Annotated in this window: 24 protein-coding genes; 17 read left to right on the top strand and 7 right to left on the bottom strand. The window is 36.5% G+C overall.

The features are described 5' to 3' along the window. Positions 1–64 precede the first annotated feature (64 nt). Genes ACIP9G_RS11990 through ACIP9G_RS11975 form a run of 4 tightly spaced genes read left to right on the top strand, consistent with a single transcriptional unit; the run spans position 65 to position 3,315 of the window. Positions 65–781 (top strand): carboxymuconolactone decarboxylase family protein, encoded by a 717-nt coding sequence (locus tag ACIP9G_RS11990; protein WP_401019553.1) that lies wholly within the window; start codon positions 65–67, stop codon positions 779–781. A gap of 13 nt (positions 782–794) precedes the next feature. Continuing rightward, the gene (locus ACIP9G_RS11985) at positions 795–1,481 is read left to right on the top strand and encodes a CoA transferase subunit A (protein WP_340821272.1); all 687 of its coding nucleotides are present in this window, start codon (positions 795–797) and stop codon (positions 1,479–1,481) included. After that, positions 1,474–2,109 carry a 3-oxoacid CoA-transferase subunit B gene (locus ACIP9G_RS11980; RefSeq protein WP_401019550.1) on the top strand — a complete coding sequence of 212 codons (636 nt, stop codon included), beginning with the start codon at positions 1,474–1,476 and terminating at the stop codon, positions 2,107–2,109. Before ACIP9G_RS11985 ends, ACIP9G_RS11980 begins: the two co-directional genes overlap by 8 nt. Positions 2,110–2,121: 12 nt before the next feature. Then, on the top strand, positions 2,122–3,315 hold the full coding sequence (locus ACIP9G_RS11975) for a thiolase family protein (protein WP_401019547.1): 1,194 nt from the start codon (positions 2,122–2,124) through the stop codon (positions 3,313–3,315). A 33-nt stretch (positions 3,316–3,348) separates the two neighbouring features. Here the strand turns inward: ACIP9G_RS11975 and ACIP9G_RS11970 are convergent, their stop codons facing one another. Beyond that, the gene (locus tag ACIP9G_RS11970; RefSeq protein WP_340821269.1) at positions 3,349–3,675 is read right to left on the bottom strand and encodes a DUF3870 domain-containing protein; all 327 of its coding nucleotides are present in this window, start codon (positions 3,673–3,675) and stop codon (positions 3,349–3,351) included. A gap of 109 nt (positions 3,676–3,784) precedes the next feature. Between ACIP9G_RS11970 and ACIP9G_RS11965 the strand changes: the two genes are divergently transcribed. The 7 genes from ACIP9G_RS11965 to ACIP9G_RS11935 all read left to right on the top strand — a co-directional run bounded on the left by ACIP9G_RS11965 (position 3,785) and on the right by ACIP9G_RS11935 (position 11,685). Beyond that, positions 3,785–5,116: a short-chain fatty acid transporter gene (locus tag ACIP9G_RS11965; protein ID WP_401019544.1), complete on the top strand. Its 1,332-nt coding sequence runs from the start codon at positions 3,785–3,787 to the stop codon at positions 5,114–5,116. Positions 5,117–5,738: 622 nt separating this feature from the next. Beyond that, the gene (locus tag ACIP9G_RS11960; RefSeq protein WP_401019542.1) at positions 5,739–6,368 is read left to right on the top strand and encodes a carboxymuconolactone decarboxylase family protein; all 630 of its coding nucleotides are present in this window, start codon (positions 5,739–5,741) and stop codon (positions 6,366–6,368) included. 16 nt (positions 6,369–6,384) lie between these two features. After that, positions 6,385–7,248, top strand: coding sequence for a 3-hydroxyacyl-CoA dehydrogenase NAD-binding domain-containing protein (locus ACIP9G_RS11955; RefSeq protein ID WP_401019540.1), 864 nt, complete (start codon positions 6,385–6,387; stop codon positions 7,246–7,248). Between the two features lie 53 nt (positions 7,249–7,301). Further along, entirely contained in the window at positions 7,302–8,366 is a 1,065-nt protein-coding gene (locus ACIP9G_RS11950) for a zinc-dependent alcohol dehydrogenase (RefSeq protein ID WP_401019538.1), read from the top strand. Beyond that, positions 8,367–9,047: a cyclase family protein gene (locus tag ACIP9G_RS11945; RefSeq protein ID WP_340821264.1), complete on the top strand. Its 681-nt coding sequence runs from the start codon at positions 8,367–8,369 to the stop codon at positions 9,045–9,047. A gap of 296 nt (positions 9,048–9,343) precedes the next feature. Further along, on the top strand, positions 9,344–10,858 hold the full coding sequence (locus tag ACIP9G_RS11940) for a DEAD/DEAH box helicase (RefSeq protein ID WP_401019536.1): 1,515 nt from the start codon (positions 9,344–9,346) through the stop codon (positions 10,856–10,858). A 47-nt stretch (positions 10,859–10,905) separates the two neighbouring features. Next, entirely contained in the window at positions 10,906–11,685 is a 780-nt protein-coding gene (locus ACIP9G_RS11935; protein WP_401019535.1) for a YqhG family protein, read from the top strand. A gap of 70 nt (positions 11,686–11,755) precedes the next feature. Here the strand turns inward: ACIP9G_RS11935 and ACIP9G_RS11930 are convergent, their stop codons facing one another. Both ACIP9G_RS11930 and ACIP9G_RS11925 read right to left on the bottom strand, forming a co-directional pair. After that, positions 11,756–12,076, bottom strand: coding sequence for an ArsR/SmtB family transcription factor (locus tag ACIP9G_RS11930; RefSeq protein WP_401019533.1), 321 nt, complete (start codon positions 12,074–12,076; stop codon positions 11,756–11,758). Continuing rightward, entirely contained in the window at positions 12,073–12,498 is a 426-nt protein-coding gene (locus ACIP9G_RS11925; protein ID WP_401019531.1) for an SRPBCC family protein, read from the bottom strand. Before ACIP9G_RS11925 ends, ACIP9G_RS11930 begins: the two co-directional genes overlap by 4 nt. A gap of 177 nt (positions 12,499–12,675) precedes the next feature. Between ACIP9G_RS11925 and ACIP9G_RS11920 the strand changes: the two genes are divergently transcribed. After that, complete coding sequence (locus tag ACIP9G_RS11920) at positions 12,676–13,311, top strand: LysE family translocator (RefSeq protein WP_401019529.1); 636 nt, start codon at positions 12,676–12,678, stop codon at positions 13,309–13,311. Positions 13,312–13,818: 507 nt separating this feature from the next. Here ACIP9G_RS11920 and ACIP9G_RS11915 read toward each other — a convergent pair. Continuing rightward, a complete protein-coding gene (locus ACIP9G_RS11915; protein WP_340821258.1) occupies positions 13,819–14,625 on the bottom strand; it encodes an SDR family NAD(P)-dependent oxidoreductase in 807 nt (268 codons plus the stop codon). Positions 14,626–15,393: 768 nt separating this feature from the next. Between ACIP9G_RS11915 and ACIP9G_RS11910 the strand changes: the two genes are divergently transcribed. From ACIP9G_RS11910 to ACIP9G_RS11890, 5 genes are all read left to right on the top strand, one after another. After that, positions 15,394–16,275: a LysR family transcriptional regulator gene (locus ACIP9G_RS11910; protein ID WP_340821257.1), complete on the top strand. Its 882-nt coding sequence runs from the start codon at positions 15,394–15,396 to the stop codon at positions 16,273–16,275. Positions 16,276–16,392: 117 nt separating this feature from the next. Further along, on the top strand, positions 16,393–17,103 hold the full coding sequence (locus tag ACIP9G_RS11905) for a CoA transferase subunit A (protein ID WP_401019525.1): 711 nt from the start codon (positions 16,393–16,395) through the stop codon (positions 17,101–17,103). After that, positions 17,103–17,744, top strand: coding sequence for a 3-oxoacid CoA-transferase subunit B (locus ACIP9G_RS11900; protein ID WP_401019524.1), 642 nt, complete (start codon positions 17,103–17,105; stop codon positions 17,742–17,744). The genes ACIP9G_RS11905 and ACIP9G_RS11900 overlap by 1 nt, the downstream gene beginning before the upstream one ends. An 84-nt stretch (positions 17,745–17,828) precedes the next feature. After that, positions 17,829–18,470: a kinase gene (locus ACIP9G_RS11895; RefSeq protein ID WP_401019521.1), complete on the top strand. Its 642-nt coding sequence runs from the start codon at positions 17,829–17,831 to the stop codon at positions 18,468–18,470. Positions 18,471–18,525: 55 nt separating this feature from the next. Next, positions 18,526–18,933, top strand: a complete 408-nt coding sequence (locus ACIP9G_RS11890; protein ID WP_401019519.1) for a VOC family protein — start codon at positions 18,526–18,528, stop codon at positions 18,931–18,933. A gap of 240 nt (positions 18,934–19,173) precedes the next feature. Here ACIP9G_RS11890 and ACIP9G_RS11885 read toward each other — a convergent pair whose 3' ends face one another. The 3 genes from ACIP9G_RS11885 to ACIP9G_RS11875 all read right to left on the bottom strand — a co-directional run bounded on the left by ACIP9G_RS11885 (position 19,174) and on the right by ACIP9G_RS11875 (position 20,908). Continuing rightward, positions 19,174–19,629 carry a hypothetical protein gene (locus ACIP9G_RS11885; protein ID WP_401019517.1) on the bottom strand — a complete coding sequence of 152 codons (456 nt, stop codon included), beginning with the start codon at positions 19,627–19,629 and terminating at the stop codon, positions 19,174–19,176. Positions 19,630–20,090: 461 nt separating this feature from the next. Further along, positions 20,091–20,531, bottom strand: a complete 441-nt coding sequence (locus tag ACIP9G_RS11880; protein ID WP_401019515.1) for a hypothetical protein — start codon at positions 20,529–20,531, stop codon at positions 20,091–20,093. A gap of 113 nt (positions 20,532–20,644) precedes the next feature. Next, positions 20,645–20,908, bottom strand: coding sequence for a hypothetical protein (locus ACIP9G_RS11875; protein WP_173478775.1), 264 nt, complete (start codon positions 20,906–20,908; stop codon positions 20,645–20,647). Positions 20,909–21,193: the final 285 nt, after the last annotated feature.

The following is a 21,193-nucleotide window of genomic DNA, read 5'->3' as shown; positions in this document are numbered from 1 at the left end:
ATGCCGTCTTTTGGGGAAGTGTGGCCTTTTTTTATTCGAATTTAACAAAAAGGGGATTTGTTGGATGTCTACAGGATTAGAGTATTTTAAAAAAGTTTATGATGTAGTACCTGAATGGGTGCAAAAAATGCATGATTATAATCCAGCAATGCTAGACCACTATACAGCACTTCGTGGAGCAGCAATGGCACCAGGTGTACTTTCTGTAAAGGACAAGGACATTTTGTTAGTTGGCATGAATGCAGCAAGACATTATGCACGAAGCATGGTGTACCATACAAAAGGCGCCATTGATGGTGGTGCTACTCTCGAAGAATTAATTGAGTACTTACTCGTAGCGTTTAACTATGGTGAGGAAAAAGCATTACAGATTGGCTTGCAGTCTTTTGACTATGCGTTAGAGCTAACGAATACTAGTGCAGACAAAATTTCACATGATGCTTCAGCAATGGATATTGTGCGCTATTACAGTACGTTTGCTTCGACAGATAAAAGTAAGGCATATTTTGAGAAATTATTAAGTTTTATTGTTGCAAAAGATGAAAACGCTTTAAAAGTTGCGTTACTTGATAGCAATGTTGTATCAACGCAAATGAAACATATCTTAATGACGGGAATTTACACAACGATATTGAAAAATGAGGAAACAGATTATTGGGCTAAACAATCACGTGAAATAGGTGTAGAAGAAGCAGAATTAGCAGAGCTAGGCTATATTTGCCTATTAACAGCTGGCATTCCTTCTTGGTTTGAAATTAGTGATGCGCTTATCCAAAAGTAATGGAGTGAATACAATGAAAATTTATGAATCTGTAGAACAGGCTTTATCTTGCGTTGAAAGTGGCCAAACAATAATGGTCGGTGGCTTTGGTTTAGTAGGGGGTCCACTCACTTTAATAGATGCACTAGTAGAGTTAGAGGTCAATGATTTAACAATCATCAGCAATAACTTAGGGGAAAAAGGTAAGGGTCTTGGAAAATTGCTAGAGCAAAAGAAAGTAAAAAAGGCAATCGGCTCTTACTTTACTGGCAATCGAGATGTTGGCGAAGCATTTCAACGTGGAGAACTTGAAATTGAATTATTACCCCAAGGTACGTTAGCTGAATCGATTCGAGCTGGTGGTGCTGGGATTGGTGGCTATTACACAAAAACATCTTTTGGAACTGACTTGGCGAAAGGTAAAGAAACAAAAATAATCAATGGTGAAGAATACGTTTTTGAGGAAGCGTTAAAGGCGGATGTCGCAATTATTCGTGCACATAAGGCAGATAGACTTGGAAATTTAGTGTATTACAAAACTGCGCGTAATTTTAATCCGATTATGGCAACTGCGGCCAAGACAGTCATTGTTGAGGTAGATGAAATTGTAGAAGCAGGCGAACTAAGCAGTGATGATATCATTACTCCGCATTTATTCATTGATCGAGTGATTGTAGCACAGAAGATTTTAACGAAGGAAGGCGTTGTGGAGAATGGCTAATCCAATTCAAGAGCTAATAGCAAAAAGAGCTGCAAAAGAAGTTGCAAATGGACAAATTATTAATTTAGGTATTGGTATCCCTACACTTGTTGCAAAGTATGTAGAAAATGACAATGTTCACTTTCATACAGAGAACGGCATGCTCGGCGTAGTAGGTGTAGATGAGGAGGATATCGATCCGAATGTAGTGAATGCTGGAAAAATGCCAGTTGGAGAAGCGATTGGATCATCCTTTTTTAATAGTGCAGAATCATTTGGCATGATTCGAGGGGGTCATGTGGATGTAGCCATCTTAGGCGTACTACAAGTAGATGAGCAAGCACGTATCGCCAATTGGGCAGTACCAGGGAAAAATATTATTGGTGTTGGTGGTGCAATGGATTTACTAATCGGTGCACAAAAGGTCATTGTCACGATGACGCATACATCAAAAGATGGGAAAAGTAAGATTTTAAAGAATTGCACTTATCCAATTACCTCAACTCGTAGCGTGGATACGATTATTACTGAATTGGCAGTTTTTAACTATGTAGATGGACAGTTACATTTGGTTGAATTAATGCCTGAAGTTACATTACAGCAAGTAGAGGCTAGCACAGAAGCAAGTTTTGTCAATGCGTTGAAATAGGAGGGAAATAGCATGAAAGAAGTAGTTATTGTAGAAGGTGTTCGAACAGCTATAGGTAAGTTAGGGGGCTCATTAATCAATGAGACAGCAGACATTCTTGGTTCAACAGTTATTCGTGAACTCCTAAATCGTACACAGCTAGATCCCACGCTAATTGATGAAGTGATTTTGGGACAAGCAAAACAAAGTGCTGATCAATCCAATGTTGCACGCCTTGCATCTCTACGTGCCGAGCTACCAATTACTGTTCCAGGTTATACAGTACATCGCCAATGTGGTTCGGGAATACAATCCATTAATAATGCGGCACAGCAAATAGCTCTTGGCTATAGCGATATTATTATCGCAGGGGGAACAGAATCCATGAGTACAGCCCCATATTACTTACGAAATGCTCGTTATGGATATGGCGTTGGAAATGCTGTCATGTTAGATCCGAACACAGAAAGTCAACCAGGCTCACAACCTTTTGAAGTTTATGGCATTTCAACGATGGGTGAAACAGCAGAAAATTTAGCCGAAAAATATTCAATTTCTCGTGAAGAGCAAGATGCATTTGCACATCGTAGTCAAGAACTTACAGCGAAGGCCATACAAGAAGGTTATTTTGACAAACAAATTGTACCTTACGAAGTGAAAAAACGAAAATCAATAGAAATTTTTGAAAAAGATGAGCATCCATTTTTAACGAGTAAAGAGAAGTTAAGTACGTTAAAGCCTGTATTTCGTAAAGGTGGAACAGTAACAGCGGGCAATAGTAGTGGGCGTAATGACGGTGCAGCTGCATTGTTAATCATGTCGAATGAAAAAGCTATTGAACTAGGCTATAAGCCCAAGGTGAAAATACTTGCTCAAGCAGCCGCTGGCGTAGATCCATCTTTAATGGGAATCGGTCCAGTTCCAGCTACATTAAAAGCATTGAAGCAGGCAAATTTATCAATTCAAGATATTGATATTATTGAGTTAAATGAAGCCTTTGCAGCCCAATCTATCGCAGTTATCAATGAACTTGGGTTAGATATTAATCGAGTAAATCCAAACGGTGGTGCTATTGCAATGGGCCATCCTATTGGGGCAACTGGTGCCATTTTAATGACAAAACTTATTCATGAGCTTGAACGAACAGGCAAGCGTTATGGTTTAGTAACATTATGTATCGCAGGGGGACTTGGTGTTTCCACTATCGTTGAAAACTGCCAAGCATAAAATAACACCGAGTACATGACTCGGTGTAGATACTTAGTTATCTTTTTGAATTTTTTCAAGGTATCTTTTTTGCGCAGACTGTAGAGCTACTACGACTGAACCACTTGATGGGGCATAATAGTGTTCATCTACACGAGCAATTAATTCATCAATATTGGCCGTAAGATCAAAGCCAATCAACATACGTTTAAAGAAATTTTGAGCAAGATCAGTAACGAATGTGAATTCTGCATCAATAATTTTATGCGTTTGTTGATCGATTTCTAACACAATGCCAGCATGTTTGTACATCTCGTACATAGACGTGCCTTGGGGTGCTTTAGCATAAGCAGTCACTAAAATACTAGTTAATTTTTGCAAGAAAATGCCCTCCAACATGTATAGATTGTGATTATATTTTATCATGTTTTACACGTTAAAGAGCTAATTCCAAAAATTACTTAGTAGATTACATCAAGGGGGAAATAGTATGGAAAAGTTAACGAATTTTTTCACAAATGTAATGAAAAAATATTTACCAGATCCATTTGTATTTGCAATTGGACTTACATTATTAACGTTTGTATTGGCTCTACTAATTGAAGATATTAGTTTTGTGGATCTAACAACTGCCTGGGGTGGTGGCTTTTGGGATTTACTAGCATTTACAACACAAATGGCCGTTATTCTTGCAATGGGTTATGTATTAGCTACGGCACCTATAACTGATAAGTTATTAAATAAAATTGCAAGTATGGTTCATACACCAAAAATGGCAATTATCGTGGCAACACTCGTTGGGGGTATCGGTAGTTATTTAAACTGGGGATTTGGTTTAGTAATTGGTGGGATTATCGCAAAAAAACTAGCGTTGAAAGTTAAAGGGGTCCATTATCCGCTAATCATTGCAGCTGCATATTCTGGATTCACTTTCTATGGATTAGGTTTATCTGCTTCTATTCCAATTTTAATTTCAACACCAGGTCACTTCTTAGAAGATGCTATGGGATTAGTTACATTATCAGAAACAATTTTTAGCTTACCAATGATTATTACAACAGTTGTTTTATTAATTACGTTACCTTTATTTAATGCGATGCTACATCCAAAAGATCCTAAAAATGTTGTGGAGATTGATCCAGCATTATATGCAGACAAACCAAAAGTAAAATTAAACCTTTTAGAAGACAATACTTTAGCAAATAAATTAAATAACAGCCGCATTCTAGCTTACGCAATTGGTGTGTTAGGGCTGATTTATATCGTAATCTATTTCACAAATGGTAATTCATTAAACTTAAATATTTTAAACTTTATTATTTTATTCGTAGGAATTATTTTACTAGGCACACCTGCACGTTATGCTGAGCACTTAGCTGACGGGGTTAAAACAATTTCAGGAATCATACTGCAATTTCCATTCTACGCGGGGATTATGGCTATCATGGCCGCTTCTGGTTTAGTGGACACAATTGCAAAAATATTCGTTGACTTATCAAACGAACATACCCTACCGTTTTGGGGGTTAATTAGCTCCTTCTTCATTAACTTCTTTGCACCATCTGCAGGAGGGCACTGGACAGTACAAGGTCCATTTATGATTGAGGCAGCAAAAGAATTAGGTGCTTCCTTATCAGAAACATCAATGTCTGTTATGTTAGGGAATGCTTGGAACGATTTAGTACAACCATTCTGGATTTTACCAGCTCTAGCACTCTCTCGCTTAAAGTTAAAAGATATTATGGGCTTCCTTGTTATGATCATGTTCTTCGTAGGTGTTATTTACATTATTGCAACATTAGCTTGGTCATATTTACTTTAGAAATTAAAGAGTAAGGATTATAGGATTTCAGCAAAAAATTCGCTAAACTTCTGTGGGAAAGCGAGCCAAGCGAGCCTCCGCAGATGTTTAGCATTTGTGAGGATTGCGGTTCGTCCACAGAAAGAGAGCGAATTTTTTTGCATTGAAAGAAGGTTGTGAATCGCCGGAAAGACAGTGGAAATCGCCGATGGAAGCATGTGAATCGCCGGAAAGAAAGTGGAAATCGCCGATGGAAGCATGTGAATCGCCGATAAGACAGTGAAAATCGCCGATAGAAGCATGTGAATCGCCGATAAACCCGTGGAAAGCGCCCGCCGTAGCGGACAGCAACGACACATGGGAAAACTATAATTTTTTATAATAGAAGTAAAGATGTTCGTGAATTTTTACTATTAATTATGAAGAAGAACCTAGCTATTCTTTCTTTTGCCATAGATAAAAATTTGCAGATAGCACTAGTTAATGGTAGCGAAGGCGGTGACTCCTGCGGGAACGCACAAAACGTAAGACGCAACAGACCGCGCGTAGCGAGGGTTGCGGCTTACGGTGTGCCCGCGGAAAGCATCCGCCGTAGCGGACAGCAACGTATGTCAAATAGCCATAACCTGAGGAGGAAATATAAATGTCCAGCATGTATCAAGCACTTCTAACAGAAGATGCTTTAACAAAAAAAGAAAAAACATTGTTACTTGTAGGATTATTTGCAGCAAGGCGTGAGGAAAAACAAATGCTTTATTTCGTAAAGCAAGCAGTTGAAGCGAGCAATACTGTCGCAGAAATTGCAGAACTAATTGCATCAGCTATTATTTCTAGAGGTATTCCTACTTGGTTATCTGGAATAGAAGCTATTTCTTACGCAATTCAACTATCAGGAGACGCACAGGCCATTGAAATGGGGGAAGAGGTTGATACATTTTCCTCACAGCAGGAATGTATTGATTATTATCAAGGTGAGTTTGATGTATTACCTACTTGGATTCAATATTTAGTAGATTATGCACCGGATACTTTATTAAAATATAGCAACTTGCGAACAACTTCTTTACGTGATGGGTCAGTGTCCAGATTACTGAAGGAATTATTACTGTATGCTATAAACGTTTGTGATGCCTATGAAAAAGGCATTCTGATTCATAAAGGTAATGCCATTTCACTTGGTGCAAGTGTTGATGTTTTAGCCGAGGTGAAAGCATTATGTATTTATGCAGTAGGAATACAAGTAATTTGGAATGATGAGGATAGTAAAGCTTAAAGAAGGAGATCTAAAAATGCAAAAAGTACTAATAATAGGCGGGGGCTTTATGGGCTCGGCTATCGCGAAATATTTTAACCAATATAACGTAAATGTCTATTTATATGAGCCTAATATAGAAAGATTACAGCAATTAAAGCAAGAATCAGATTTACAACAAATTACTTTTTTACAGCAACTAGAACAAATTGATGGTTTATCATTTGTCTTTGAGGCGATTGTTGAAAATTTGCAAGCTAAACAAGCTTTATTCGAACAACTGGATTCATTTTATGAAAAAGAAGTTACGTTTTGTACCAATACTTCAAGTTATCTAATTAGCGATATTGCAGTAAAAATGTTGCACAAAGAACGCTTAATCGGGACACATTTCTTTTCTCCCGCACATATTACCCCTTTAATCGAAGTAGTTCCTAGCACTTTTACATCTCAGGAACGGGCAAATGCGACTATGGAATTTTTACAAAGTGTTTGTAAAAAGCCTATCTTATTGAAACGGGAAATTGAAGGCTTTGTAGCAAACAGATTACAAAGTGCACTGGCAAGAGAAGCGATGTCTTTAGTTGAGAAGGGAATTGTGACGGCTGAAGAGTTGGACTTTATTGCTAAAATGAGCCTAGGTGTACGATTAGCTAATACTGGGCCACTTGAGCAACGGGATATAAATGGTTTAGATACGCATTATGCCATTGTCGAACATGTATATCCAACTTTAGAGAATGGTACGAAACCACTTGCGATACATCATGCGAAAATAGAAGCTAAACAATATGGTATGAAAACCAATCAAGGCTTTTACGATTGGTCATCCATCGATAAACAACAATATTTAGCGCAAAAAGAAAAGACACTAGTAGATATTATTAAGTTGGTTCAGTAGAGATTCAATATAAAGGCAGCAAATTTGAAATGAGAATAGGAGTAGATATGGCGATGGAATATCAAGCATTAGTAAAGTGTTCAACAAAGAAAAAGGATGTTCAGTTTAAAACCTATTCTGTTCCGGAGTTAAATAGTAATGAATGTTTACTAAAAGTAAGTGCAGTGGGTATTTGTGGGAGCGACTTGCATATGTATGACGGACATGGTGGCTACGATTGGGTCACTTACCCACTTGTGCTCGGGCATGAAGTAACTGGAACAGTAATAGGTATGGGGACAGCTGGTGATCAAGCACTTTTAAATAAAAGAGTGGTTATTAACCCATATAAAAGTTGTGGTGTATGTGATTATTGTCAACGTGGCGAAACGAATTGCTGTGATTTTAATGATTATAAATTGATAAAAACACCGACTGAGGCTCTTCGATATGGATTTCGAGAGGCTGGTGGCATGGCACAGTATATGGTAGTCGATGTGAATAATATTATTGTAATTGACGACGCAGTGAGTGATGAAGTGGCAGCTATTTCAGAAGCTTTAGCAGTTAGTTATACGGCAGTTTTAAAAGTAGCTGATTACAAGAAAAAGTCTATTTTAGTAATTGGGCCAGGACCAATAGGATTAGGGGTAGCTGCAATCTTAGTAGGGGCAGGTAATGAAGAAACACATATGCTAGGAGTCCCACAAGATCAAAGTCGTTTGCAGTTAGCAAAAGAGATAGGTGTACATGCAACGTTTGTTGCTACAGAGGAACTAATACACGATAATTTTTCAGGCTATGATGCAATCATTGACTGCTCTGGTCATCCATCTATTCCGAAAGAAGCTATTCGTTTACTTAAACGAGGTGGACAGCTTGTATTAGTCGGCATCAATTCTGCAGAGTTTGCTGTTCCAATGGATCAAATTGTCCGTGGTGAAATAATGATTAAAGGCAGTTACGGCATTACACAGGCTAATTATGAAGCGGTTTTACAAATGGCTGCGGATGCAAAATATCCATTTAATAAGTTAATCGCACATACGGTTCCATTTAAAAATAGTCTTCAAGGTTTTGAAAGTGCGCTTAATAAAGTAAATGGAAAAGTTGTGATTCATTTTAAGGAGGAAAAATAAATGAAAATTATTGATTTAACACTAGAAATTTATGATGGCTTAGTTTCTTATACATCACATCCACCGATTGCTATACAAGAAGAATCCACTTTTGATAATTCCGGTCATCGTTACGTAGCACCATGTGAAGGATTTGAATCTCGCTTTTTACGTATGTCCGATCATAGCGGGACACATATTGACGCACCACTTCACTTTATAAGAGGTGGGGAATCTACGGCTGAAATGGATTTAACAAAAACTTATGGGGATGCTGTCTTACTTGATGTATCCTCTTTCAAAGATCCGTTTGAACCTGTTACAGCTGAGATGCTTTCGCTAGCTGAGCAAAGACAAGGAATTACTGTACAGCAAGGTGATATTGTCTTAGTACGAACACGCACTGCAAAGTGGGGACAAGGGGACTTTTTTGAAGAGCACGCTTTTGCTACTTGTGCAGGTGATTGGTTATTCGAGAAACAAGTAAAATGCATTGGTCTTGATTTAGCGAATATAGATGTTCATGACAATATGAAACGCGAAGTGCATCTAAAGCTGCTAAGTGTTCCTATTTATATAGTAGAAAACCTAGTCAACCTTGAACAGCTACCTTTAAATGACCGTTTTACTTTTATGGCACTGCCGCTTAAATTGAAAAACTCCACTGCATCTCCAGTAAGAGCTGTCGCATATGTGAAGTAATGTTAATAACAGGAAGAGAGGGCATATAAGCCTTCTCTTTTTTTGTGTGATTTAAAGCTATTCAAATTCAAAAATCTTTTCAAAAAAAGCTGTGGTGAGTGCTATATTATTATGCCTCGTTTAAACCATAAAAATAGTAAAAGAACAATGCCACGAAATTATTTCTAGGGTTAAATTATTTGAACAGTAGAAGTCATCTGCATATCACTTAAAATATGTATATTTTTACATGAGCAAAATCTAACATAGCTTTTTCTTTTTTGGACAACCTAATTTAGAAATAATAGCATGAGGTGATGATCATGATCGTGGAGAGGTCGTCCGATTGGCAAGAAGGCTTTATTAATAGGCTAGAAAATCATGAAAAATGGCATAGTTGGACTTTGTACAAAATGAACTATGAAATTGTGAAAATGAATTTAATTCCGGAATTTACTGGTTTACAAGCACCTAAAGTTTTACCGAAGCTAACACCACTTGCCCATCAGCTAGAAGCAGCGCAAACCGTGATAGAAAGAATGAATGGGAAAGCGATACTTGCAGATGAGGTGGGGCTTGGTAAAACAATTGAAGCTGGCTTAATACTAAAGGAATACATGATACGAGGGCTTGTGAAAAAAGCTCTGATTTTAGCACCTGCTTCTCTTATTAATCAATGGATTGAAGAATTGAATCAAAAATTTCATATTCCAGCTGTAGCGTATAAAAAAAATTGCCCGATTGAGCGTTACGATATTGTTATTATGAGCATGGATACGGCAAAAAAAAGTCCACATAAAGAACTAATTTATGCGCAAAATTATGACATGATTATTATTGACGAGGCACATAAATTAAAAAACCATAAAACACAAATTTATGAATTTGTGCAAGGATTAAAGAAGAAGTTTTGCTTATTATTAACGGCTACACCGATTCAAAATGATGTTTTTGAGCTTTATTATCTTATTTCTTTACTGAAGCCAGGTCATCTTGGCAATTATGAGACATTCCAATCTGCGTTTTCAGCAAGCAAGCACGATTTACAGCACGATGACTATTTAAAAGAACTAGTCAACCAAGTGATGGTAAGAAATCGAAGAGAGGACACAGGCATTGAGTGGACCAATAGACGTGTTCAAATTGTCCCTATCCATTTTAGCCCTGAGGAAATGGAAGTTTATCATTTACTTGGTTCGCTTACGTCTACAGGTTCCTTTTCATTAATTACTTTGCAAAAAGAAATGTGTAGTAGCAAAGAGGCAACGGCTTTAACGTTGTCTAAAATGCTAGAAAATAGTTCAGAACGCGATGAGCTAGAAGCAATTCTTGCAAAGGTTATGGCTTTAGAAGTGAATTCTAAGGCTGAGAAGACGCTTGAAATTATTGAACAGGCTAAAGACAAAGTCATTATTTTTACTGAATACCGTGCAACTCAAATTTATTTACAATGGTATTTACATTCTCATGGTATTACGAGTGTTTTGTTTAATGGTAAATTCAATAAAAACAAGCGTGATTACATGAAGCATATATTTAAGGAAAAAGCTCAAGTATTGATAGCAACAGAGGCAGGGGGAGAAGGGATCAACCTTCAATTTTGCCATCATGTTATTAACTACGATTTGCCTTGGAATCCAATGAAGCTTGAGCAACGCATAGGGCGTGTTCACCGTTTAGGACAAGAACATGATGTTCATATTTATAATCTTGCTGTAGAAGATACGATTGAAAAGGATATTTTGGCATTACTGCATACAAAAATTGATGTCTTTGAAAAGGTAGTAGGAGACCTAGATGCAATCTTAACGAATTTCAAAAAATCTGTTTAAGACGCTATCACACCAAGGTGTAATTGATATTGTAAGGGGAGAGGGGCATGTATCCACAACAGGTTCACAGCTATTTACGACAATTTTTTTTAGAAAATGAATGCGATATGGTAGGTGATGGTGACCATTACCTAACAGTACAATTAACGATTGCTATTGATAAAAGAATTATGAATCGCCCCTTTTACTGGCAATACGTAGAAGCAACGAATGGCGAACCTAACCCTGCACAAGTTACCTTTATAACAGATCAAAGTGCACTGTCAGAAAAAATAATGGGGGAGGTCGTGCATTTTGGTTCTCCAAGGCTAAATCAATTGTTTCATGCTACGAGAGAGCTAGGAGCTTTTGTTCAAATGTTTCAAAAAGTAGATGCAGGTACAGGGCAAGTCATGCTGACTCCTTGGCTTGGGGTAAATTATAAAGTGTCGTATTGTTGCGATCGAACGAAAGAAATGATGTTCTCTTTTGGTATTAATTTACTGACAGGGACAATAAATGATAATTTTCATGACACAATAAGTAATATTGACTGGGATATTACGCCGTCAGAAGATGCTTTTTATGTACAATATATAATTAAGCCTTTACGGGCGCTTCAACGCTTAGATGAAGCTATTGATGCAATTATTCAACAGGATGATCATACATGGGCTGAGCAAGCAAAAAAGAGATGGCAAAGAGATCAACGCGTATTAGACTATTTTTATGAAGATGTGGAAGAAAAGCCAGAGTGTTATGAAGTAGAGAAAAATGCTTTAGAAGAACAATATGATGCAAAGATTAAAATTGAAATTATAAATGGTGGATTATTTTATATGCGATAAGAAAAGTAAGCCGCAACAATTGCTAATGCGAATTGTTGCGGCTTATTTTTGCTGCTGCCATAAAACTTTGTTAGTCTTTTTCGATAATGTTTTGTAATTGTGCCAGCTTATTATCCCAAAATAAATGAAAGTATTGTAACCAATCTTCAATTTCTTTTAAGCGATCGATGTGTAAAGTGTAAATTTTTTCTCGGCCCTTCTTTTGGGCTGATACTAGCTTGGCTTGCTCTAATATGTGTAGATGTTTGACGACAGCAGTTCTGCTAATCGTAAAATGCTCTGAAATAACAGCTATTGGTTTATCACTTTCGGCTAGCAGTTGTAGTACATGACGTCTTGTTGGATCAGCAATTGCTTGGAAAACATCATACTGTTGTGCAAGCAGTGTCATTTTGTTTCTGCAATCTCTTTCAACTTTTTACCAACAAGCATTGTCCAACCGCCATCCATATTTTGCCGAACAGCTTCTGCAGGCATGTTAGCCTTTGGAATAATATGAGAGGCTTCTTTCCAGCCACCATGAGTTAATATAAATTCTGTTTGCTCTCCAGCTTGCTTTAACTCAAATGTGACAAACCATCCATCAGTATCCCATGCAAAACGTACATAATGAGGTGCATCAACTTTTTCTACTTTACACGGCGAAGGTCCAAATGGAGATTGTAGTGTAAATTCATGCCCTTCCACTGGTTTAAAATCATTTGGCATAAACCAAGAGCCAAGCTTTTCGGCATTTGTAACTGTTTCCCACGCCTTCTCGATAGGCGCATTAAGTGTAATAGTTTTAACAATATTTTGTAGTTGTTCAGGCATTTTATAGTCTCCTCTTTTTTAAAATATAACCATAAGGTGTTACGAATATATAACACCTTATGGTTATATGTCAATTGTAAAGAATATGGGGAATTTTTTAAGTGGTATCTTTTTCAGATAGGTTACGTATGGTAGAATTGTTTTTATAATTTTCAGACGGATTGGAGGGCTATCGGCATGGAGAATATTCCGATGTTTTTATTGATGTGTATTTTATTAATAATTTTACCTGGACCCGATACTGCGATTGCGACTAAAAATACTTTAACAGTTAATAAAAAGGGTGGGTTACAAACAATACTTGGCTCATGCTGTGGATTATTTATTCATACATTAGCTGCGGTTATCGGACTCTCTGCAATTATTGTAAAGTCAGCCTATATATTTGCTATTTTAAAATACGTTGGAGCGGTGTATTTATGCTATTTAGGTGTGAAGACATTATGGACTTTAAAAACAATTCGCACGCAGTCGCCAGTCGTAAATGATGATACTCAAATTGATATTAAGTATGGGAATCAATCATGCTTTAAGCAAGGTTTCTTAACAAATGTGACAAACCCAAAGGTAGCAGTGTTTTTTCTAACGTTCTTACCACAATTTGTAGATGGCTCAAACAGCACATTTTTCCCATTTTTACTGATGGGACTTATTTATACCGCCTTAACGGCTTCATGGTTCATCTTCTATGTATATTTATTAGATAGAATTAGTGCTTTTATGAAGAAGCCTATGACAAAGGCAGTAATCGAAGGCTTAACAGGAATAGTTCTGATTGGCTTTGGCATCAAATTAGCGTTAGAGAAGGCCTAGGTGTCAGGCACTCAAACAATTTCCTCTATAACTATCCAAGGAAAAATCCACGAAGACTCCTGCGGGAACAGCACAGAACGTAAGACGCGACAAACCGCGCGATAGCGAGGGTTGCGGCTTCCGATGTGCCCGCGGAAAGCGAAGTGGATTTTTCTGATTTAGGAGCCAGTATGATGCTAAGTATTTATGAGAAGTGTTATGAGAAGTGCCAGGCACTCAAACAATTTCCTCTATAACTATCCAAGCAAAAATCCACGAAGACTCCCGCGAAAGCGAAGTGGATTATTCCGATTTAGGAGCCAGTATGATGCTAAGTATTTATGAGAAGTGTTATGAGAAGTGCCAGGCACTCAAACAATTTCCTGAAAAAAAGACTGTAGACAATTCCAAATTTCTTTGGAGTTTATCTACAGCCTGAGACTAACGAGAATAGCAATCTCGTTATCTTTGCTAACACTTTTAATACTGATTGTTCGCTCAAACCTTTTTAATCAGCTAAAAAGGTTATTATTTTTGTTGGTTTGAAGCCCAAACATTTGTATCTGCAATTGTTGGGTTAGCAATGTAATGGCCACCTTCAATTTGAAGAGTTTGACCAGTCATAAATTTAGATTCATCAGAAGCTAAGAATACTACTGCGTAACCGATATCATCTGCTTCACCATTGTATGGTAGGGCATTATATTTTGTGAAAATTTCTAGTAAATCTTTTGGTAAATTGTTTTTAGCTGCAGGAGTTAAAATTAATCCTGGTGCTATAGCGTTACAGCGGATTTTATCTTTACCGTATTGAGTTGCAATATATTTAGTTAAGTGAACTACGCCAGCTTTTGTTGTACCGTAAGCTGTACGAATTTGGTCACTTGCAAATCCACCCATAGAAGCAGTGTTAATGATAGAACCACCACCAGCTTTTTGCATATGTGGAATAGCGAAACGGCTACCAAGTAATACTGATTTTAAGTTGATATTTACTAGGCGATCAAATTCTTCTAAATCCATGTTTACTACATCTAAATCTTTTTGTAAGTTTGTTGAACCTACATTGTTATATAGTACTGTTAAAGAACCGAATTGCTCAACAGTGAATTCTACTGCTGCTTTGATTGAATCAGCATCGCCAGCATCTAAAAATACTGCAGCTGCTTCATAGCCTTCTTTTACTAATGCTGCAGCAATCTCTTTTGCCCCTTCAAGATTATAGTCAGCAATAACAACTTTTGCTCCTTCTTTCGCTAACAAAGTTGCTGCTGATAAACCGATTCCTGACGCTCCGCCAGTAACAAGTGCTACTTTATTTTCAACACGTTTCATAATAAAATTCCTCCTAGTTTGAGTGATAAACTGAGTATTGACAGTAAAACATAAATCATACTCATTACTACTTCATTTAATTGACAATAGATAGTTTAACACTAAACTAAAAAGATTTGAAATAAAAAGCATAGATTGTTCTTATTTTTTTCGCTTATGTAGAAGGGCTAGCATTTGAATAAAGCCTAGCGTGAGTATCGTCCTTACGTTAAATTCTGCGTATGTAATGTAGTAAAGAAATATTATTTATAGTTGCTTAGAATTCGAAAAAATAAGCTTTTTTAATCGTTCCTCCATAATCTTTTTCTTTTCTAGGCGGTCTTTTCTAATATAAAACATTCTTCGTAACAAGAATCCTCCTAAAATAATGGCACAAAAAATAATTAAATAAATTAGCATCCGTAAAATCCCTTTTTATATTATTTAATAGAACGTGGCGCTAGAGTTATTGCGTTATCTCCTAACTTTTAATTGCGACAAAATACTTATATGTTGATAGGAAGATAAAGCCTCGAAAAAGCCCAACTAGTCAAATATATAGATTTTCAAAGAAATTATCCATAAATAAATCTTTTAAATAAAACAAAAATCCTACTTTAATGTTACAGATATTCACATGGATGAGAAAGATGTATATGAAAACCTTTACGTTCTACATTTAGGTTGCATTTGCAAAGAAGGATTAAAGAATTATTAAGAGAATTTATTACTAATTAATACTTTAATGATTTTATCCATAACAAATTAGAATAAATAAGGGGTTTTCATATGGAGTTACGAGATTTAAAGGCGTTTATGGCAGTAGTAGAACATGGAAGTTTTACGAAAGCAGCAAGTGAAACCTTTGTATCACAACCCTCATTAAGTAAGAGCATTAAAAAGTTAGAAGATAATCTTCATGTTGAGTTATTAAATCGTTCTACAAGACATGTAGAGTTAACGGATGCTGGCAATATTGTTTATCAACAAGGTCAAAAAATTATGCGTTCTGTCTATGATTTGCACATTTTGCTAGATGATTTAGTAAACATCAAAACGGGGTCTATTAAAATGGGTATCCCTCCGCTCATTGGCACTTTGTTTTTCCCTGAAATTGCACGTAAGTTTCATCAACAATATCCAAATGTTCATTTAGAGCTAGTCGAGCGTGGAGCAAAATTAGTTGGTACTTTAGTGGAAAGTGGAGAAGTAGATATGGGCATAGTTGTGTTACCTACCGACGAAAGGAAGTTCATTGTCCAATCTTTCGTTGAAGATCAATTTTTTGTTTTTATTAATGAACAACACCCATTAGCTAAGCAAGATCACATTTTATTGCAAGAGTTAAAAAATGAATCATTTATTATTTTTACAGAGGAATTTTCATTACATGATTATGTTATTAAATCATGTAAAAGTGCAGGGTTTACGCCAATAATTAGCTACAAAAGCTCTCAATGGGATTTAATTGTTGAGCTAGTATCCTCAAATTTAGGCGTGACTCTTTTGCCTTATTCTATTGCAGCGAAGCAAAACAATCGAAATGTAAAGATTATTCCATTACAGAACTTTTATATGCCGTGGCGTCTCGGCGTAATTACGAAAAAAAACACATATCAATCTTATGCCTTAACGCAATTATTAAAGACAATTCGAACGGAAAAAGAATAGCATTCGTTGATTTATGCAAATTAAGCATAAATAACATTACAATTAATTCCTTTACTTATAAAACAAGAATGATGTAGAATTTTTCTTGATAAACGAGCAATTTTAGGGGGTTTCGATATGGTGAATGGGAAAGTGTGGAATTCGTTTGAGGAAGCCATTGCTGATATTAATGATGGTGCTACGTTAGCAGTAGGGGGATTCGGTTTAAGTGGTATTCCTGAAAAGGCTATTGCTGCGTTACAACATAAGGGAACAAAGGATTTAACAGTGATTAGTAATAACTGTGGTGTAGATAATTGGGGATTAGGGTTATTACTAGCAAATAAGCAAATTAAAAAAATGATAGCATCCTATGTTGGCGAAAATAAAATCTTTGAACAGCAATTTTTAAGTGGCGAGTTAGAAGTTGAGCTTGCACCACAAGGTACATTAGCAGAGCGTCTGCGAGCTGGAGGAGCTGGCATTCCAGGTTTTTATACAGCGACAGGGGTTGGAACGCCAATTGCTGAAGGCAAAGAAGTAAAGGTTTTCGATGGCAAGGAATATATTTTAGAAGAAGGAATTGTTGCAGACTTTGCTCTTGTCAAAGCGTGGAAGGCAGACAAGCTAGGCAATTTAATTTATCGAAAAACATCGCGTAATTTTAATCCTTTAGCAGCGATGTCAGGCAAAATTACAATTGCAGAAGTGGAAGAGATTGTAGAAGTGGGCGAACTAGATCCAGATCATATTCACACACCAGGTGTCTTCGTGCAACGTGTTTTACTCGGCGAAAATTATGAAAAACGTATCGAACGTTTGACTGTTAAAAAGGAGGAGGAAGCATAATGGCGGATACAAGATATAAAATTGTGAATAGAGCTGTCCAGGAAATTAAAAATGGCATGAATGTCAATTTAGGTATCGGTATTCCAACACTTATTGCCAATGCCATTCCTTCTGATTATGAGGTGCTTTTACAATCCGAAAATGGCCTCCTTGGAATTGGTCCTTATCCAGAGAAAAGTGCGGTAGATGCTGACCTCATAAATGCTGGGAAAGAAACAGTGACAGCTGTGCCAGGAGCATCTTTTTTTGATAGTGCTGAGTCCTTTGCAATGATTCGTGGTGGACATATTGATCTTGCTATTTTAGGTGGAATGGAAGTTTCCGAAACAGGTGATCTTGCCAATTGGATGATCCCAGGGAAAATGGTAAAGGGCATGGGGGGCGCCATGGATCTTGTTGTCGGTGCGAAAAGAGTCATTGTCGTGATGGAGCATGTAAACAAAAACGGGGAGTCAAAAATTAAAAAGCAGTGTGAGTTACCGTTAACAGGCAAAGGTGTTGTGCACAGATTAATAACGGACTTAGCTGTTTTTGATTTTACATCTACAGGCATGCAACTAATAGAATTAGCAGAAGGTGTAACATTGGAGGAAGTAAAGGCGAAAACCGCTGCTTCATTTGATGTTGCGTTATCCCAATAATTTAAAAGAGACCAGTTTACTTTGTGGGAAGTAAGCTGGTTATTTTAATGTTGATAACAGTATTGGATTAGGAGAGTGGAATAATTGCGTGGGGCACAACAGGTGACAACCGAAATAATGAAGCGATTTAATAGTCCAGAGAGGGGAGAAAGGCCTCTCATTGTTGCCATTGACGGATTAGGAGGAGTAGGAAAAACAACCTTTGTAAATAAACTAGCTAGCGCGTTGGAAAATGATTGCGTGGTTAATGTTTTGCATATTGATGATTATATTGTAGAAAGTGAAAAGCGATACAATACGGGCAATGAAGAATGGTTTGAATATTATTATTTACAATGGGATATAAAATTCATAAAAGAAAGCCTTTTAAAAAAAATACATAATGGTCATCAAGATTTAACACTGCCTTTTTATAATCGCGCAATGAATACAGTAATAAATAGTAAAAAGCACTTTGTACTAAATAGTATTCTTTTAATAGAAGGAGTCTTTCTTCAGCGCAATGAATGGAGGAGATTTTATGACTATACGATATTTTTAGAATGTCCAAAACATGTTAGGGAAGAAAGAGTTTTAAAGCGTGATTCGTATATAGGGGATGTATCAGCAATTAGGAAGAAGTATGAATGCAGATATTGGGTAGCGGAAGAGTATTACTTAAAAAAGGAAGTACCATTACAAAAAGCGGATATAATATGGCATGCGGAATACAACTCAGACTATTGACCGTTCTCCTCTCAAGTTTTCCCATTATATAATCGTCCTAGAAGGAGAGATGGCGATGAAAGAACAATGGGCAAAGGAAGTTGTACAAGTACGTGTTGCAAGACCGACTCATCAATTATCGGCAATAGAAAGGTTTTATTGTGAAGGTGTCGGTTTAGAAAAGATTGGCTCGTTTAAAGGGCATCGAGGCTATAATGGTATTATGATTGGTCTGCCGAATGCCAATTATCATTTGGAATTTACTGAGCATGTTGATGGTAGCCCATGTCCTGCACCGACCAAGGATAATCTTCTTGTGCTTTACATGCCAAACATTGAAGCAATCCAGCGCATTGTGCAACGACTAGAGCAGATGGGTTATCCAGAAGTGGAGCCAGAAAATCCTTATTGGGCAGAAAAAGGTGTAACGATTGAAGATCCAGATGGCTGGCGTATTGTATTAATGAATACTGAGGGCATATAAGGGGTTCGTGCCAGGCACTCAAACAATTAACTAGTTGATGGTAGCGGAGGCGGCGACTCCTGCGGGAACGCACAGTAAGTAAGACGCAACAAACCGCGCGTTAGCGAGGGTTGCGGCTTACGATGTGCCCGCGGAAAGCGTCCGCTGGAGCGGACATCAACGTTGAGAGCAAAAAAGTGTTAGATTGATCGTAGTCAATCTAACACTTTTTCTCCTTTGTCCCAATATCTTTTTGATGTGTTAATCGCCTAAAGCTGGGTTTTCTTTATATTCAGTGGCAATGGATTCTATATTTAATTGTGAATAATCGGCCCAATTGACGGTTCTAAAATCTTCTTCATCAAAATAAATGCTTAATACTTCCGTCATTTCTTCATTACTATTAGCACCTGTTAATGGGGCAAACCAAATGATTGAAGGTGTTTTCACACTTTTTAGCTTCGACAGCTCGGCAAATATTTTACCAGAATCTTTTAGCATCTGATTTTTAGAACCTTCTCGTACATCTGTATCTTGAATCGATATAGTAACAATGCCTTTCGTTTCTTCTACAGTAAATTTATTTTTAACAACTGCCCCTACAATATCTTTTACAGATGTGTCTTGATCGACAGCGACTTCCTTCGGTTCCGCATTTTTTCCACAGGCTGATAGTAATAATGTGAATAGTACTAAGATATAAAGTAGTTTTTTCATGATGATAACCTCCCTTGTTACTCCATATATGTTCAAATTGCGGATGAATTATACAAAGTTACAAGGAGTCAAAACTATTTTTTCTAATCGATATGTAGAAAATCATTTCTACGCATTACGGTTTACCCAAAATTATTGGATGATGAATAATATTAGAAATACTAAACACATTGTGAGACCTGTATACAAGCATTGATAAAACGCTTTATTATTAGTTCCTCTATAGTCAAACCCGCGATTTAGTACTACCAGTCCAAAAATAAACATGATTATATTTAAATATTTTGGATTGAATCCAGCGGGTATGATAAGTGAAAACATCAAAATTATTAAGATGAAATGTATGTACTTTCTTATAGGATGGATAAATTTAATCTTGTTAAAAAGTTTCAAAAATATCACTCCTTTAAAACAGAATGTTCAGCATAAATAGATAGAGATACAACACAAATTATACAATATTATTTAACTCTTATACTAAAAACGAAAGACGAACTCCCTTTTTCCCATCTGCCGGAAACAGTGTATATATAGATGCCTTTTTCTTGAGGCGCTGAAAAAACATCGCCTTCAACTTTTATTAGTGCACTCTCGCTTTTATCCAACCATTTTTCTACTTCTATTTCATCAATGGGTGGTTTTTTAAAATGGATTTTTATTTCGCTATTAGGGGATACAGGAAAGGGTGTGATTTTATTATTTTCCAGGATTTCTGGTGGCGATATTTTATCAACACATTCAAATCCAATTATCTTATTCCAACAATATGAACCTTGTACTATCGTTATTTTTTTCCCTTCTGCCGATACAATTGGCTTAGGAGGACCAGAGTTTAATAAAATGACCATTAATGCAAATACAACAATAAATAGAATGCTTATTATTCCCTTTAAACTTCTCATAGTAATTCCTCCTAACTTGTATGAGCATATGACAATCGTACTTAAATAAAAATAATATCAACCGAAAACAAAAGGATGTTGTTTCTAGTTGATATTATTTCATCAAGTTCTATTTATTTGCTTACTACATCAAGGCACCAAGAGAAATTATCCCATGCTGAATACCAACCGTTGAAAACTTCTGATGAATCATCCCAACGAACTTCGAACTTTTTATGACCTTCGATATCTAGTAAATATAAAGCTAACGTATCATCCGCTTTAGAGACAGCTATTTTCATACCGTTTTGAAGTTCTTCTTCAGTGAATGGTACATCCGAAACCGAACGTAGCTGCGCTTGTTCAAATACTTGTTTGTTAATAATTCTGTAATTCATAATAAACCTCCAATAAAACTTTCTTGAATTTTAAATTTAAATTTTACGTGCCAATAACAGGACTATAAAAGTATATCCTATATTCATTGAGTAAAGAAAACAAAATAATAATTAACTAGCCTTTTTTTTGTCTAAATTGTTGCTTATAGTGTATCAGTGATTGAATGAAGAAATCTAAATACAATTTGTTCTTAACCCAATGTTACAAGGAGGCATTAAAAAAGTCCAGAGACTCACAAAATCGAGCAGTCTTGGAATTAAGTTCAATAAGAACAATCATCCTTT

This window comes from Lysinibacillus sp. NPDC093197, from assembly GCF_044754025.1.
GTDB lineage: Bacteria > Bacillota > Bacilli > Bacillales_A > Planococcaceae > Lysinibacillus.
Note: the sequence above shows the minus strand (reverse complement) of the source record. Positions and strands in the feature narration are given on the sequence as shown.